We start from the raw sequence: 14,816 nt of genomic DNA, 5'->3' as shown, positions 1-14,816 counted from the left end.
CGGATTGGAAGCACCCGTTGGCCCGTTGCCTGATAGACCGATAAAGGAGCCATCATGATGATCACGTTTCAATCGACGGCGTCGCCGGATGTCGTCATGCTCAGGGATCTCGCACAATATCTGCTTGGTCTGATCGGCAAGCGGCTCGGCGCGCGGGGCGTTATCAGCCACGACGAACTGCCCCGCGCGATCGATCGGCTCGAAACCGCCATCACCGAAGACGCGGCCGCGGAAACGACCCTCGAAGCATTGCACTGCTCAACCAGTAATCAGCGCGAGTCGCGCAACCGGCTGTCGCAGCGCGCGTGGCCGTTTCTGGACATGATGCGTGCGGCGCGCGACTCGGACGCGGACATCATCTGGGGGCTGTAGTTGGTCGAGGGGATCGCGATGAAACAACTTGCGTCGCGTCGACTTTTCGCAATCCTCGTTATTTCGGTTTGCGCCGTTCCGCTTGCCTATGCGTTCTCACCCGCGCAGCAGACCGGCCGATACCCGCAGCCGGTGCGCGGCTCTTGCACCGCATCGTGCGGCACGGGGGTGCGAAGCAGTGTGATCGGCGTGTATGGCGGCACCATTGTCGACCAGTTGTCCAGCGGAGCGGTGGTGCTCGTGAGATGGCCGAACGGTTCGCCGCACGAGGCATGGACCGCTCGGTCGCATGGCTATGGTTTGCCCGTCGATCCCGCGGCAAACGCTGTTCATGTTTTCTTTCTGTGGCCTGAGTCGTAGCGCGGTGTTCCTGACCGCCGCGCCGAGCAACGGCTATTTCAGGGCAGGGATTCGGTGGCCGCCGAAACTCGCGAATAGTGTCTGTTTGACGGCGTTTCTGTAGGTATTTGCGTGCATCGGTGTCGCGCGGTATGTATCACGAACTGACATATAATTAATTGATCACGTGCCGCGCGGCGCAAGGAGGTTCTCATGTCGAGCTTCAAGCGCATTCTTCTCTGCTACGACGGAACTCGCGAAGGACAACACGCGTTGAAGGACGGTGCCGCTCTCGCGCAAGACCTGAACGCTGAAGTGCATCTGCTTTCCGTGCTCAACAATACGGCGTGGATGCAGGGCGCGGACATCACGTCCGCGGTGCCGATCGATTTCATCAACGAATCCGCCAAAACGCTGCTCGACGAGGGCTTACAGAAGCTCGCCGCACGCGGAATTCGCGCGACCGGTCATCTCGCGATCGGCGAACCACTCGATGAGATTCCGTTTTTCGCTAACGATCTGAAGGCCGATCTGGTCGTCGTCGGTCATCGTCGCAGTCATGGACTCGCGCGATGGTGGGGTGGCCGGCACGACGGGCTGCTGCTCGATCGCGTGACGTGCAGCGTGCTGGTGACGATGGGCGCGGCAACCGATGCGCCGGCCGCAGTCGCAGGCACGGGCGAGACCGCGCGGTCCGCCGAACATTCATGAGCGTCGTGTTGTGGGTTGTGTTGTGTTGTGTTGCGTTGGCACGGAGGCACACCATGACAGACGTCGATGAATAGTTCAATCATCCCCAACCCGTCAAGCACAGCGATAACGAAAAGAGCAAGCTGCCGCAGCGCGCCGCCGATGCGCAGCGGCCGAAGAAAGATCCCGAAGGCGAGCCGCCGGTCGAGTGACGAGAGGCGGCGCCACGCCGTTCAGTTCGCGCGTAAACGCTAAAACGCTGCCAGCCCGAAAGCCTGGCAGCGTTTTCGTCATGCATGCAAGCCGCTGGCACAGGCGACCGACGTCACGTCAGACAATCAGAAGTCGGTGCTGACCGACAACAGGAACGTACGCGGTGCGCCCTGGGTCAGGTACGTCGTCGCGCCGTAGGCCGACACGGCTGACCAGTACGCCTTGTTCGTCACGTTCTGCACGGTGGCACGCAACGTCGTCCTCTTGCCGTAGATGGAGGTCTCGTAACGCGCCCCAAGGTCGAAGCGGTTCCACGACGGGATCGACAGCGTGTTGGCCGCGTTCGCTTGCTGCGCGCCGGTATGGATCCAGCGCGCGTTGACCGCGAGCCCCGGCACCATCGGAATGTCGTAATCGGCGCCCAGATTGAACAGGAAAGTCGGCACCCCCACCGGACGGTTGCCGTCGTAGGTTCCGCCTTGTGTGTTCTCGAGCGTCGCGTTCATTAGCGAAGCGCCGGCCAGCAGACGCAGGCCCTTGAGCGGCTCGCCGTGCACTTCTGCTTCAAGGCCGCGATGGCGTTCGTTACCGTTCAGGCCATAAATATGGGTGGCGGGGTCGGTGTATGCCGACGGCTGTTCGATCTGAAAAGCGGCAAACGACGCACCGAGCCTTTCGGTGTCGTACTTGACACCCACTTCCCACTGCTTCGTGCGGACCGGCGCCAGTTGTTGACCGTAGTTCAGCGTGCCCGCCGGCGCGATGCTGCCCGCGGCCAGCGCTTCGCTGCGGTTCGCGAAGATCGACACGTTCTGCGTCGGGCGCAGAACGAGGCCGAACAGCGGCGTCGTGATGCCGTCGCTGTAGTTGCCGCTGCCGATGCCCGTGTTGTCGTAGTTGGCCGTCGCGATCTGCTGGCGACGCGCGCCGACCGTGAACAGCACCCGGTCATGCAGGAAGCCGAGCGTGTCGGACGCGGACACGCTGCGGATCACCGTGGTGGCCGTCATGCCCGGATCGGCCAGGTCGCCGCCTGACATCGTCGTGGCCGGGTAAGGCGTCTGCACCGTGTTGTAGAGCGAGACCGGACCCATGAAGGCGTAGGTCCACGCGGAGTTGGTGTTCTCGCTCGTGATGGCGCCGCCCGCCGCAACCATGTGTGACACCGGGCCAGTGTCGAAGCGGCCGCGCACGCCGACTTCGGCGGAGGTCGAATTCTGGTTGTACGGCACGCCGAGACGGGCACCGGTGACGCCGGTCGACGAATAGGTCGGCGAGTAGTACTCACCTTGCTCGACCGTGCGGCGCACACCGCCGGTCGCATAAGCGGTCCAGCCCGGCAGGAAGTCGTATTCGGCCTTCAGGATGCCGACGGTGTCTTCGAGATTCGTGTACGACCAGTTCTGCGCGTAGTTGTACGTTGCCGGCGGCACGGCGGGAATCGCGTCGGTGAAGTAGACGACCGGGCGGCCGTCGCTGACGTGCTCGCGCTGATACAGGAAGTCGCCGGACAGACGCAGCTTGGCGCCGCGCCAGTCGAGCGCGACGGCCGTGGTGTTGTCGCGGCGGTGTTCGCCGTCGATGCTCGTCTCGCCGTCGCGATTCGCCTGGTTCACGCGGATCCCGAACTGGCCTTCGCTGCCGAAGCGTCGGCCGACGTCCACATGCGCGCCGAACTCGCCGGAGCCGCTGGTTGCGAGTGTCACGTTGGCGGTGGGCGTGTCCTCCGCTCGCTTCAGCTGCACGTTCACGCCGCCGCCGATCGCCGAGCCCGTCGGCGAAGCACCGTTCAGGAACGCGTTGGCGCCCTTGAACACGTCGACCCGCTCGACCGCCGCGGTCGAGACCAACTGGCGCGGCGTAACGCCGTACAGACCGTTGATCGAGATGTCGTCGGCATTGAGCTGGAAGCCGCGAATCACGAACACTTCCGAGAAGTTGCCGTAGCCGTACGCGGTTCGCACCGACGGGTCGTTTTCGACTACGTCGGCGAGCGTGCGCGCCTGCTGATCCTTGATCAGCTTGGCCGTGTAGGTCGTCATGCTGAACGGCATGTCGATGTTGCGCTGCTTGCCGAGTACGCCGTAGTCGGCGCCGCGCGCGACCTGGCCGCCCGCGTATGTCGGCGACAGGTCGCCGGGCAACTCTTCGGCGGCGGCCGCCTGAACCTTGATGGCGGGCAGCGTGCCGTCGGCGGCGGGGGCGGAGTCGGTGGATTGAGCGAACGCGCTGGCCGGGACACTGAAAGCGACGGCGATGGCGGCGAGGATGGTGGCGCGATGCAGAGTGGCTTCAGCAGGCGTGGCCTGCGGGCGATTCCAGCGTGAAACGGACATGAATTGGAAAGTAGGCGTGGTCGTCGATCTTCCGTCCCGGGGCGCTAGTTGGAATCCGGGCGGCATTTTTTCCCTGATTGCACGCGCGGACGATGCCATTTATGTAAGCAGTCCGAGCGCGAAACGAAAGGTTCGGCGGAATTATAGTGCAAATAGGAATCATTCCTATTGTAGGAATGCAACAATTTACAGAACTGATGGCAAAAGTGGATATTTGGATGACGTCGAGCCCGCCGCGACGCGCGGCTTTGACGCCGCCGCAACCGCGGTACAGCGCTTGCTACCCGCCTCAAGGTTTAATCGCAGGCCGCAATACATGCCACGAAATCCGAGTTCCTGCCAGAGGTGGAGCGCCCGAGAGGTCCAGCTATTGCACGACGTGCCGCGTGTGCTCGTCATCGACGACAACGAGAACGCCGCCGAAGCGCTTGCCACCTGGCTGTCCTACGAGGGAGTCGAGGCGCGCGCCGCGACCGGCTGCTCTGCGGCGCTGCACTGCGTGCGCAACTGGGTACCCGACGTCGTCGTGCTCGACATCATGATGCCGGAGCGCGACGGCTACGAAACGGCAAGCGCGCTGCGCCGCTATCTGCCGACGCACAGCCTCGGCATCGTCGCGTTCACGTCGCTAGACGAGGACCACGTGAGGCAAACCGGCCGCGAGCGCCACAACTTCGACGGTTATTGCCAGAAGGGCACGGCGCCGGCCGCGCTGCTCGCACTGCTGCGAGGGTTGTGGCGCGGCTGGTGACGGGGCGCGCGTCGACAAAAACGCGGCGGCGTGGACATCGCTCCACACCGCCGCGCTTTTCAACCGCGCTCTTTAGTCGGACGCGGAACCCGCCGGGCTCAACCGCTCAGCTCTTTCGCGCGGTCTGCATCCAGCCGGCTTGCACGCCGAACTGCGCGATCTGTTTCGCGACTGCATCGGCGAGGCGCTTTGCATCGGCCGACACACCCGCACGCTTCGTTTCGGTCACGCCGTGCAGGCCCGCGCCGGCCGCTGCCGCGGTCGCGACGGTGCCGGCCGCCGCGCCAACTCCGGCGGTTTCGACCATGCCGGGCATCTTGCCGCTGTCCGCGTTGGCCGTGAAGCTCTGCACGACACGCGGCGTGCCGCCCGCGGGCTGGTAGACGATCCGCACCGTGGTGCTCACCTCGCTCTTGCCCGCGCCCAAGCCGATCAGCGTGCGGCGGCGGCGACTGCCGGCGTCGATCGTCTCGAAGCTGCCTTGCACGAGCAGAACGTTCTGGCCGGCGGGCACAGGCGCGTCGGTGCGCACCGCGTGCAGACCCATCGCCTGCAGCTGATGGACGATCTCGTCGGCGACCTGCTCGCGCACCTGGGCGGCATCGGCAACCTGCTTCTGCGCGTCCGACGAGCCTGACATCTGCATCTTCAGTTTCTGCAGCATGCCGCCGTTGTCGAGCTTGACCTGCTGCGGATCGGCATCGAACGTGTAGACGTAGATGGTGTCCGGATGCATCGTCGATTGTGTGCCTGCGTCGGCCGTCGCGGACGTGCTCGTCGCGCTCAGATTCGTGACGCTGGCGCCGGCGCAGCCGCTCAGCAGCGCGCCGCTGCACACGAGTGCCATGCAGGTGAAACGGGCGGCGTTCTTTTTGATGAAGTTCACTGAAGTCAACATGATGATCCTGTGGTCGGCACGCGGTGCCAGTCTGTTCGAGTCCATCGCCGATGATCGGGCAACCGTGGGATCGTCGATCATCGGCGAAGGGATTCGCACGTGAAGCCTTTCGATCTCATGCGTCTGTGATTCGTCACGCACCGGCAGCGAACGAAGTATGGGTGAGCGCCTCGCCGAACTCCATTCGACAATTATTTCGAGCGATGTCACGGCGAAACGAAGGCGCGAAGCGCGGGCGCGCGCGCCGAAGCGCGACGCGAAACGGCAGGGGAGCGAGACGAAGAAGAGCGCGCGGACGTCGAGCCGCCGATCAGCTCAAAGCGAGCTTGACGATGCAACACAGGACGAACACTAGCAGGGCGGCGGCAATGGCCATGTCCAGCGGATAGCGCATTCCTTCACCCTGCCCTGACGTTGCGGAGCTCCTATCGTAATCACCTGACGGGAGATGAAAAGCGTCAGAGAAGCGCCAATGTGGGACAGGCAACGTAGTCCCGGAAAGCCGAGCGGGGCGGGGCTGCGGGAAACTCTTCCACCTATCGGCGAGATGCGGCGATGGCGCGGTCGCTCGATCGCGCTCGCATGCTCCGGCGCAAAGAAAAAGCGCCACGTGGCGCGGCGCTTTATTCGCAATTCGCGATGAGAATTTATTGCGGTTGCGCCGCTGGCTGACCCGGCGGCGGCGTGCCATGCGGCGCCTTGTTCGCCGCCACGAGATCTTCGGCGAGACTCGTGCGTAGCGTCGCGATCGCCTGCTCGGGATCGGCGGGCTTCAGCTGCTCGCGCGCGAGCGAGTCGTACACGTAGTGACGCAGCATCGGGTCCTGGGTCTTGTTCAGCACGTCGTGGTAGACGGCGACGATCTCGCCTTCATGACCGTTTAGCGCATACAGACGGCGCAGTTGTTCGAGATCATTGATCACCGCGAAAGCTGGGCCCGGGTGACCCATCATCGGACCATGCCCCGGCGGTCCGTCGCCGCGCGGGCCGCCGTCGTGCATGGCGGCGGGCGGGGGCGGCGGCATGCCGTCGTCGGCGAGCGCGGCCGTCGCGATGATGCCAAGAACCGCGGCGACGGCCGCGCTGAAGAATGCTTTTCTCATGACGTCGCTCCCATCGAAAACAGCGCCGGCGCCACGATGGACCGGCTCCTCGCAACGATAGTCGACCCGCTGATTCGTCGGGTTACGAAAGCCATTCAGTAACTTTCCGAGCCTTTCGCGGCGCGCGGCTTAGCGGCGCGGACCTCGAAGCGACGCAAATTGCCGCGAACCGGTTTTCGCCAGGGTGAGTCCGCTGGCGCAACCCAGCCGGATAGCGCATGATTGCTCCGATGTGCCGTGCGACCCCAAAAGCATCTTGCTGTGGCGGTGCGCGCGGCACACGCAGCCGCCGGCATCGGCGTCGCGCCTGGTGCGGGCGGCGCAGAGGCGATGAATCTTCAACCGCAAGGAGGATTTCGCATGGACCGACCCGATGCAGCCAATCCGTTTGGCGATCTGACCAAAATGCTGGAGCAGTTCAAGCTCCCCGGATTCGACGTGCCCGCCATCATGGAAGCGCGCCGAAAGGACATGGAAGCGCTGGTTCAGGCGAATCAGACAGCATTCCAGGGGATGCAGTCGCTCGCGCAGAAACAGGCCGACATGCTGCGCACCACGCTGGGCGAGCTACAGGCGCTGACTGCGCAACTCACGGCGGCCGGCACCGCGCCGTCGAGCAAAACCGCGGAGCTGATCCAGCAGAGCCTGCACAAATCGCTCGCCGACATGCAACAACTCGCACAAGCCGCGTATCAGACGCAGGCGGAGTCGTATGGGGTGATCGCGAAACGCGTGGAGGAGAACGTGCAGGAGTTGAAGTCGCTTCTTCAGCAACAGAAGACGTAGCGCACGCCGCGAGTTCCGGACGATCTATGACGCGGAGGGCCGCCAGGCCCTCCGTTTTTTTTGCTCGTCGGGATTCGTGTCGCAAGCCTCATGTAGTCAGAGGAATGCGGACTCCGCCCACTCATTATTCGGCAGACGCTTACATCGATGAGCAAGCGCTGCTCACGTTCGCAACTTTTACGCGTGACGGCCGCAATTTCCCCAGTCGATCAGTTCTAAATGTCAGACGGAAAGCGAATAAGCGTCAAGGCATTGACGCCAAAAGGCTTTGCCCACGCTGATCAAACCTGGTCGAACGATTCAGGAACTCCGAACGGTTTCAATCGCGCCGCAAACGATTGCCGCGCGCCATTCCCCTGACTAAAGTTTCGCCTCGCCTTTCCGTAGACGCATTCACGCAGCCCAACCGGCGTGAAGGCAACCGGCTTAGCCGGTCAGGTGTGCGCCCCTAGTCTCGCGTTTGTGATCGGCTACATGCAGGTCGCGGCGTTTCACCTCGAAGGAATCTCTTGAAACCGATGCTTCTTACCCGCATTGCCTGCGCAATGCTAGGGGCAAGCTGCGCGTTGCCGTTCAGCGCGTACGCGACGCTCGGCCAGAACGCCAGCACCATCGACGGCGATCAGACGCGCCTGCATGCGCTTGCTCGCGCGGCCAGCGCACAGGGCGCGTATTCGGTGCATGCGCTGACGCTGCCGTCCGGCACCCAGGTGCGCGAATACGTGGCGGCCAACGGCATCGTGTTCGGCGTCGCGTGGGATGGCCCGACGCTGCCCGATCTGAAGGCGATGCTCGGCGCCTCCTTCGATGCCTACGTCGCCGCCAGCGCGGCGCGGCGCGGCGCGCCGCTCGCGGTCTCGAACAGTGATCTCGTGGTGTTCTCGAGCGGCCATCTGCGCGCGTTCACCGGCTACGCCTATCTGCCGCAGGCGGTGCCCGCGGGCGTCGACGTCAGCGTTATTCAATAACGGAGCGAATCATGCGATCCAGGTCTTCGTGGATGACTCTGCTGGGCGCGGCGCCCATCGTGGTTCTGGCGCTGCTGTTGAGCGCGTGCGGCGGCGGAGGCGGCGGAGGCGGCAGCGCGAGCACCACGGCCAATTCGAGCACCTCAAGCAACTCGAACGGTTCGGGCAGCTCGACCAGCTCGTCGGGTTCGACCGTGACCAACACGTCGCCGTCGCCGCAGGTGCTGGCCGCCAACGCGGTGCGCGTGACGGTCGACTCGGGCGTCAGCAACGTGCCGAACATGCCGTTCGTCAGCATCACGATCTGCGCGCCCGGCACCAGCAACTGCCAGACGATCGATCACGTGCTCGTCGATACCGGCTCGTGGGGCGTGCGCGTGTTCGCGTCGCAATTGCCCGCGTCGATGAGCCTGCCGCAGCAGAAGGACGGCTCCGGCAACCTGGTTGCCGAATGCATGCAGTTCTTCGACGGCTACACGTGGGGCGCGGTGAAGCTCGCCGATGTGCAGATCGCCGGCGAGAAAGCCGCTGCGTTGCCGATCCAGGTGATCGATCCGGCCTACGCGTCGCTGCCGGGCGATTGCGCGGCCGTCGGCGCGGCACGCAATACGCCGGCCGCCTTGCAGGCGAACGGAATTCTCGGCATCGGCGTGTTCAAGCACGACTGCGGCGCGAACTGCGTGCAGCTGGCGATCCCCGCGACCTACTATGGTTGCGGCGGCACCAGCTGCACGTCGATACCGCTCGCGGAGACGTACCAGGTCGCCAATCCGGTGCCGTACTTCGCGACCGACAACAACGGCTCGATGCTCAGTCTGCCTACCGTGTCGGGCGGCGCGCCATCGGTGTCGGGGCAACTCGTGTTCGGCATCGGCACGCAGAGCAACAATGCGCTCGGCGGGGCGCAGGTGATCGGTGTGAGCCCGTCGAACGGCACGTTCACGACGGTGCAGAACGGCGCTACGTATACGCGCAGCATTATGGACAGCGGCTCGACGGGACTCTTCTTCCAGACCACCTTGATGCCGGCCTGCGCGAGCCCGAACAGCGCTTATTACTGCCCGAGCTCGACGCAGCAGTTGAGCGCGATGATCGAAGGCGTGAATGGCACGACGAGCGCGGTGACGTTCAACGTCGGCAATGCGATGTCGATCGCGCAGACTTATAGCGGCGACTCGGCATTGCCGCTGCTCGCGGGCCCGGCATTCGTCACGTCGACGGTGTTCGACTGGGGGCTGCCGTTCTTCTATGGTCGCAATGTCTATGCGGCGATCGAGCAGCAGTCGACGCCGGATGGGAAGGGGCCTTATGTGGCGTACTGAAGTCGCGTACTGAAGTGGCGTACTGAAGTGGCGAACCGAGCGCGTGTAGCCGGTTGCTCGCGGCTCGATGATGAGCGTCACAAGCGCCCGTTGCCGGCTGGTCCGGCGGCGGGCTTTTATGCGCTTGTTGGCTCGCGGATGCCCCGCTTGTCGCGCTTGTCACCCGCGGCCGCGATCACGCGATGCACAAAGCGCAGCTTGTCGACCACCGGCGCGGCGAGCGTGAACGGATAGCCGTCGGGCAGGCCGAGACTGCGATTCAGACTGTTCAGCGCATACGTCAGCGGAAACCAGCGCTTCATCAGATTGCTGAAGCTCGCGTCCTCGACCGGCGTGCGGTCGGTCAGCGTCGGCTCGCTCGGATCGTCGGGCAGCAGCGCGAGTCCGTACGACGTCGACGTGTCGAGCACATCGACGATCAGCAGATAGTGCGCCCATGTCTCCGCCCAGTCTTCCCACGGATGCATCGTCGCGTAGGCGCTGATGTACGACGCCTGCCAGTCGGCTGGCGCGCCGTCGCGATAATAGGCGTTCAGCGCTTCGCCGTAGTCGGCCTGCTCGTCGCCGAATAGCATGCGAAACGGTTCGAGCCAGCGCGGCTCGTTTTCGATCAGGCGGCTGAAAAAGTAGTGGCCCGTTTCGTGGCGGAAGTGGCCGAGCAGCGTGCGGTACGGCTCGCCCATCGCGCTGCGCACGTTCTCGCGATGCGCGTCGTCGGCCTCGGCGATGTTCAGCGTGATCAGCCCGTTGTCGTGACCGGTCATCACGTGCTTGCCGTCGCCGCCGTCGGCGAGAAATTCGAAGGCGAGACCGCGCCCGGGGTCCGCGTCGCGCGATCGCACGTCGAGGCCAAGCTCGCCCAGCGTGTACAGCAGACGGCGCTTCGCGACTTCGAGCCGGTACCAGTAGAGCCGGTTTTCCGGTTCGCTCAGGTTCGGAATCGTGCGGGTCAACTGGCAGGCGTGGCACAGCGTGTCGGGTGAGTCGGCCTGGATCATCCAGTTGCAGACGTTTTCGACCGCGTAGTTGTGGCATTGTCGGAACAGCGCGCCATTCGCCTCGGGATGCAGGCTGCGCCAGCGGCCGTCGCCGGCGTCCTCGAACGCGCTGATTTCCCGCAGTTCAGGCAGATAGCCGAGCAGCGACCCGCAGCGCTCGCAGCGGACGTTCTCGTAGAACACGAGTTGCGCGCAGCGATTGCAATGGAAGGTTTTCATCGGGCGGGCCCTGTGATCGGTGCTATGTCGTTTGCGGTGATGAGCCATGATGGCGGCATCGTCAACGCGACAGCGGACGAAAGCCGGTCGCAATCTTCATGCCGCGATTGCCAGAGGTCACCGCTTTAACGCACAGTATGGTCATGATCGTGCATCGGCGCTGCGCCGCTTTGGTGCACGGTCCGACGCGAGCCCGCGGCAGGGCGCGAGGTGCGCAACGCAAACGCAGTTCACACAACACCAAACGATTTATACGGGTTTGTCCAGCAACGGCATAGAGCTTGCTTTTTTGGCGGGCTGCCCCTTCGTCGAGGAGTCCGGAGTGTCCATACGCGTCGCGTTGCATCACGTTACTCATTACCGCTACGACAGGCTGGTCACGCTGTCACCTCAGGTCGTGCGGCTGCGGCCCGCGCCGCATTGTCGTACGCCGATCCTGTCGTACTCGATGCGCGTCGAACCCGCGAGTCACTTCATCAACTGGCAGCAGGACGCGTTCGCCAACTATCAGGCGCGGCTCGTGTTTCCCGAGCGGACGCGTGAGTTCAAGGTGAGCGTCGATCTGGTCGCCGAAATGGCCGTCTACAACCCGTTCGACTTCTTTCTAGAACCGTCGGCCGAGCAATTTCCATTCGACTACGCGCCGGAGCTGGCGGCCGAACTCGCGCCCTATTGCGTTAAGCGGCCGATGACGCCGCGCTTCGCCGAGTTCGTCGCGAGCATCGACCGCACGCCGGCCGGCACCGCGAACTTTCTCGTCGCGCTGAACCAGCGGCTGCAACACGGGATCCGCTACCTGATCCGGATGGAGCCGGGCGTGCAGACGCCCGAGGAAACGCTCACCAACGCATCGGGCTCGTGCCGCGATTCGGGCTGGCTGCTCGTCGAGACGCTGCGGCAGCTCGGCTTCGCGGCGCGCTTCGTGTCCGGCTATCTGCTGCAGCTCGCGCCCGACGTCAGATCGATCGACGGTCCGAGCGGCACCGAAGTCGACTTCACCGACCTGCATGCGTGGTGCGAGGTCTATCTGCCCGGTGCGGGCTGGATCGGACTCGACCCGACGTCTGGGCTGCTCGCGGGCGAAGGGCATATTCCGGTCGCGTGCACGCCGGAGCCGGGCAGTGCGGCGCCGATCTCGGGCGCGGTCGACGAATCCGAGGTCGAGTTCGAGCACACGATGTCGATCGAACGCGTGCTGGAGTCACCGCGCGTCACGAAACCGTATAGCGAAGCCGCGTGGCACGACGTGCTGAACATGGGCGCGCAGGTCGACCACGAACTCGCCGACATGGACGTGCGACTGACCATGGGCGGCGAGCCGACCTTCGTGTCGGTGCGCGATCGCGACGCCGCCGAATGGAACACCGACGCGCTGGGGCCCACCAAGCGCGGCTATGCGGTCGCGCTGATGGACCGGCTGCGCGAACGCTACGGCGCGAACGGCTTCCTGCATATCGGTCAGGGCAAGTGGTATCCGGGCGAGCAACTGCCGCGCTGGGCGATGTCGCTGTACTGGCGCGCCGACGGCGAGCCGTGCTGGCACAACCCGGCGCTGTTCGCCGACGAACGCGAGCCGGGCCGCTACACGGCCGGCGACGCGCAACGTTTCATCGCGCATCTGGCCGCGAAGCTGTCGCTCGACGCGGACTGCATCCAGCCCGGCTACGAAGACACCTGGTACTACCTGTGGCGCGAGCGTCGCCTGCCGGTCAACGTCGATCCGTTCGACGCGCGTCTGGACGACGAGCTCGAACGCGTGCGACTGCGGCGCGTGTTCGACGCGGGGCTCGCGAGTCCGTCAGGCTACGTGCTGCCGCTCGGCCGCGAGCGCGGCGCGCCGGGCATCACGCCGACATGGATCACGGGCCGCTGGTTCTTCCGCGACGACCGCATGTATCTGATTCCCGGCGATTCGCCGATGGGCTACCGGCTGCCGCTCGAATCGCTGCCGTGGGTGTCGAAGACCGACTATCCGTATCAGCACGCGCACGATCCGTTCGCGCCGTCCGAGCCGCTGCGCACGGCCGCGCAGTTGCGCGTGCAGTACGCAGGCGGGCGCGAGGGCGCGCAGATCGCCGATGAAGAGACCAGCGCACCGCATGCGGCTGCGCTGTCGTTATCGGCGGCCGATCTGCTGAGCGGCATGCCGCACGGCGGCGTGCTCGCGTATGCGCCGCAGCGCGGCGACGCGTCACTGCCGGAGCGCGGTCAGTCGTCGCCGGAGACGCTGCGCACCGCGGTGTGCGTCGAGGCGCGCGACCCGAAACGCGCGGCCGGCCCGGAAGCCGAAGCCGATTCGTTCGGCAGCGGCCGTACGCTGCTGCACGTATTCATGCCGCCGCTGACCGAGCTCGACGATTATCTCGACCTGCTCGCCGCAGTCGAAGCGACGGCCGACGAACTGAAGATGCAGATCGTGCTCGAAGGCTATCCGCCGCCGCGCGATCCGCGTCTGAAAGTGCTGCAGTTGACACCGGACCCTGGCGTGATCGAAGTCAACATTCATCCGGCCGCGAACTGGGACGAACTCGTCGATCACACCGAGTTCCTTTATCAGTCGGCCGCGCACAGCTATCTGAGCAGCGAGAAGTTCATGCTCGACGGGCGCCACACTGGCACCGGCGGCGGGAATCACTTCGTGCTCGGCGGCGCGACGCCGGCCGACAGCCCGTTCCTGCGCCGGCCCGATCTGCTCGCGAGCCTGATCGCGTACTGGCACAACCATCCGTCACTGTCGTATCTGTTCTCGGGGCTGTTCATCGGACCGACGAGCCAGGCACCGCGCGTCGACGAAGCGCGCAACGATCAGGTCTACGAACTCGAGATCGCGTTCTCCGAACTGCAACGCCAGGTCGATCTGCTCGGCGGCCGCGACAGCGGCAACCTGCCGCCGTGGATGATCGACCGCGCGCTGCGCAACATCCTGATCGACGTGACCGGCAACACGCACCGCGCCGAGTTCTGCATCGACAAGCTGTATTCGCCCGACGGCCCGACCGGCCGCCTCGGCCTGCTGGAGCTGCGCGGCTTCGAGATGCCGCCGCACGCGCGCATGAGTCTCGTGCAGCAACTGCTGCTGCGCGCACTGGTCGCGCGATTCTGGCGCATGCCGTATACGCAGCGGCTCACCCGCTGGGGCACCGAGTTGCACGATCGCTTCCTGCTCGGCACCTTCGTGAAGATGGATTTCGACGACGTGCTCGCCGAGCTCGGCGAAGCCGGCTTCGCCTTCGATAGCGCGTGGTTCGCGCCGCACTTCGAATTCCGCTTCCCGCTCGTCGGCGAGATGGCGCTGAGCGCCATCGACCTGACGATCCGCAATGCGCTCGAACCATGGCACGTGATGGGCGAGGAGGGCGCCACCGGCGGCACGGTGCGCTATGTCGATTCGTCGGTCGAACGGCTCGAGGTGCGCGCGCTCGGGTTGAACGGCAATCGTCACGTGCTCAGCGTCAACGGCGTGCCGCTGCCTTTGCAGCCGACCGGCCGCGTCAGCGAGTACGTGGCCGGCGTGCGTTTTCGCGCGTGGTCGCAGCCCTCGGCGCTGCATCCGACGATCGGCGTACACGCGCCGCTCACGTTCGACCTCGTCGACACATGGAGCGGCCGCTCGCTCGGCGGATGCCAGTATCATGTCGCTCATCCGGGCGGGCGCACCTATCAGACCTTCCCGGTCAACGCCTACGAGGCGGAAAGCCGGCGACGCGCGCGCTTCTTCGCGTCGGGTCATACGCCCGGGCCGCTCGTCGTGGGCAGACCGCAGCGCAGCCGCGAGTTTCCGTTCACGCTCGATCTGCGCCACAGTTGAAAAACACGCATCA

11 protein-coding genes are annotated in these 14,816 nt (G+C 65.0%); 7 read left to right on the top strand and 4 right to left on the bottom strand.

What is annotated here, in order from left to right; genetic code table 11:
* Window positions 1-54: 54 nt before the first annotated feature.
* Together OKW45_RS10775 and OKW45_RS10770 are read left to right on the top strand one after the other, a co-directional pair.
* Entirely contained in the window at window positions 55-372 is a 318-nt protein-coding gene (locus tag OKW45_RS10775; protein WP_018423542.1) for a DUF1840 domain-containing protein, read from the top strand.
* Between the two features lie 552 nt (window positions 373-924).
* Window positions 925-1,422, top strand: a complete 498-nt coding sequence (locus OKW45_RS10770; RefSeq protein WP_018423540.1) for a universal stress protein — start codon at window positions 925-927, stop codon at window positions 1,420-1,422.
* A 317-nt stretch (window positions 1,423-1,739) separates the two neighbouring features.
* On the opposite strand, the gene OKW45_RS10765 is transcribed toward OKW45_RS10770, so the two are convergent.
* Window positions 1,740-3,950 (bottom strand): TonB-dependent receptor, encoded by a 2,211-nt coding sequence (locus OKW45_RS10765; protein WP_429467915.1) that lies wholly within the window; start codon window positions 3,948-3,950, stop codon window positions 1,740-1,742.
* Between the two features lie 316 nt (window positions 3,951-4,266).
* Between OKW45_RS10765 and OKW45_RS10760 the strand changes: the two genes are divergently transcribed.
* A complete protein-coding gene (locus OKW45_RS10760) occupies window positions 4,267-4,701 on the top strand; it encodes a response regulator (RefSeq protein ID WP_429467914.1) in 435 nt (144 codons plus the stop codon).
* 106 nt (window positions 4,702-4,807) lie between these two features.
* On the opposite strand, the gene OKW45_RS10755 is transcribed toward OKW45_RS10760, so the two are convergent.
* Together OKW45_RS10755 and OKW45_RS10750 are read right to left on the bottom strand one after the other, a co-directional pair.
* Window positions 4,808-5,599 carry a DUF4410 domain-containing protein gene (locus OKW45_RS10755; protein ID WP_429467913.1) on the bottom strand — a complete coding sequence of 264 codons (792 nt, stop codon included), beginning with the start codon at window positions 5,597-5,599 and terminating at the stop codon, window positions 4,808-4,810.
* Window positions 5,600-6,246: 647 nt separating this feature from the next.
* Entirely contained in the window at window positions 6,247-6,702 is a 456-nt protein-coding gene (locus tag OKW45_RS10750) for a hypothetical protein (protein WP_429467910.1), read from the bottom strand.
* 360 nt (window positions 6,703-7,062) lie between these two features.
* Between OKW45_RS10750 and OKW45_RS10745 the strand changes: the two genes are divergently transcribed.
* The 3 genes from OKW45_RS10745 to OKW45_RS10735 all read left to right on the top strand — a co-directional run bounded on the left by OKW45_RS10745 (window position 7,063) and on the right by OKW45_RS10735 (window position 9,778).
* Window positions 7,063-7,488, top strand: a complete 426-nt coding sequence (locus OKW45_RS10745; RefSeq protein WP_018423533.1) for a phasin family protein — start codon at window positions 7,063-7,065, stop codon at window positions 7,486-7,488.
* Window positions 7,489-8,006: 518 nt separating this feature from the next.
* Window positions 8,007-8,456, top strand: coding sequence for a DUF2844 domain-containing protein (locus OKW45_RS10740; protein WP_429469340.1), 450 nt, complete (start codon window positions 8,007-8,009; stop codon window positions 8,454-8,456).
* 32 nt (window positions 8,457-8,488) lie between these two features.
* Entirely contained in the window at window positions 8,489-9,778 is a 1,290-nt protein-coding gene (locus OKW45_RS10735) for a DUF3443 domain-containing protein (RefSeq protein WP_429469337.1), read from the top strand.
* Window positions 9,779-9,894: 116 nt separating this feature from the next.
* Here OKW45_RS10735 and OKW45_RS10730 read toward each other — a convergent pair whose 3' ends face one another.
* Window positions 9,895-10,995, bottom strand: coding sequence for a zinc-binding metallopeptidase family protein (locus tag OKW45_RS10730; protein ID WP_018423530.1), 1,101 nt, complete (start codon window positions 10,993-10,995; stop codon window positions 9,895-9,897).
* Window positions 10,996-11,317: 322 nt separating this feature from the next.
* On the opposite strand from OKW45_RS10730, the gene OKW45_RS10725 reads away from it, so the two are divergent.
* A complete protein-coding gene (locus OKW45_RS10725) occupies window positions 11,318-14,803 on the top strand; it encodes a transglutaminase family protein (RefSeq protein ID WP_429467907.1) in 3,486 nt (1,161 codons plus the stop codon).
* Window positions 14,804-14,816 lie beyond the last annotated feature (13 nt).

It is taken from the genome of Paraburkholderia lebeckiae (assembly GCF_050436225.1).
Lineage (GTDB): Bacteria > Pseudomonadota > Gammaproteobacteria > Burkholderiales > Burkholderiaceae > Paraburkholderia > Paraburkholderia tuberum.
The sequence above is the reverse complement of the archived record's forward strand: the minus strand, read 5'-3'. Positions and strand labels throughout refer to the sequence as shown.

Bases quoted from the DNA above. Each gene is read 5' to 3' on its own strand.
- OKW45_RS10730 (WP_018423530.1), bottom strand. From the start codon at position 10,995: ATGAAAACCTTCCATTGCAATCGCTGCGCGCAACTCGTGTTCTACGAG.
- OKW45_RS10765 (WP_429467915.1), bottom strand. From the start codon at position 3,950: ATGTCCGTTTCACGCTGGAATCGCCCGCAGGCCACGCCTGCTGAAGCC.
- OKW45_RS10755 (WP_429467913.1), bottom strand. From the start codon at position 5,599: ATGTTGACTTCAGTGAACTTCATCAAAAAGAACGCCGCCCGTTTCACC.
- OKW45_RS10770 (WP_018423540.1), top strand. From the start codon at position 925: ATGTCGAGCTTCAAGCGCATTCTTCTCTGCTACGACGGAACTCGCGAA.
- OKW45_RS10760 (WP_429467914.1), top strand. From the start codon at position 4,267: ATGCCACGAAATCCGAGTTCCTGCCAGAGGTGGAGCGCCCGAGAGGTC.
- OKW45_RS10775 (WP_018423542.1), top strand. From the start codon at position 55: ATGATGATCACGTTTCAATCGACGGCGTCGCCGGATGTCGTCATGCTC.
- OKW45_RS10750 (WP_429467910.1), bottom strand. From the start codon at position 6,702: ATGAGAAAAGCATTCTTCAGCGCGGCCGTCGCCGCGGTTCTTGGCATC.
- OKW45_RS10735 (WP_429469337.1), top strand. From the start codon at position 8,489: ATGACTCTGCTGGGCGCGGCGCCCATCGTGGTTCTGGCGCTGCTGTTG.
- OKW45_RS10740 (WP_429469340.1), top strand. From the start codon at position 8,007: ATGCTTCTTACCCGCATTGCCTGCGCAATGCTAGGGGCAAGCTGCGCG.
- OKW45_RS10745 (WP_018423533.1), top strand. From the start codon at position 7,063: ATGGACCGACCCGATGCAGCCAATCCGTTTGGCGATCTGACCAAAATG.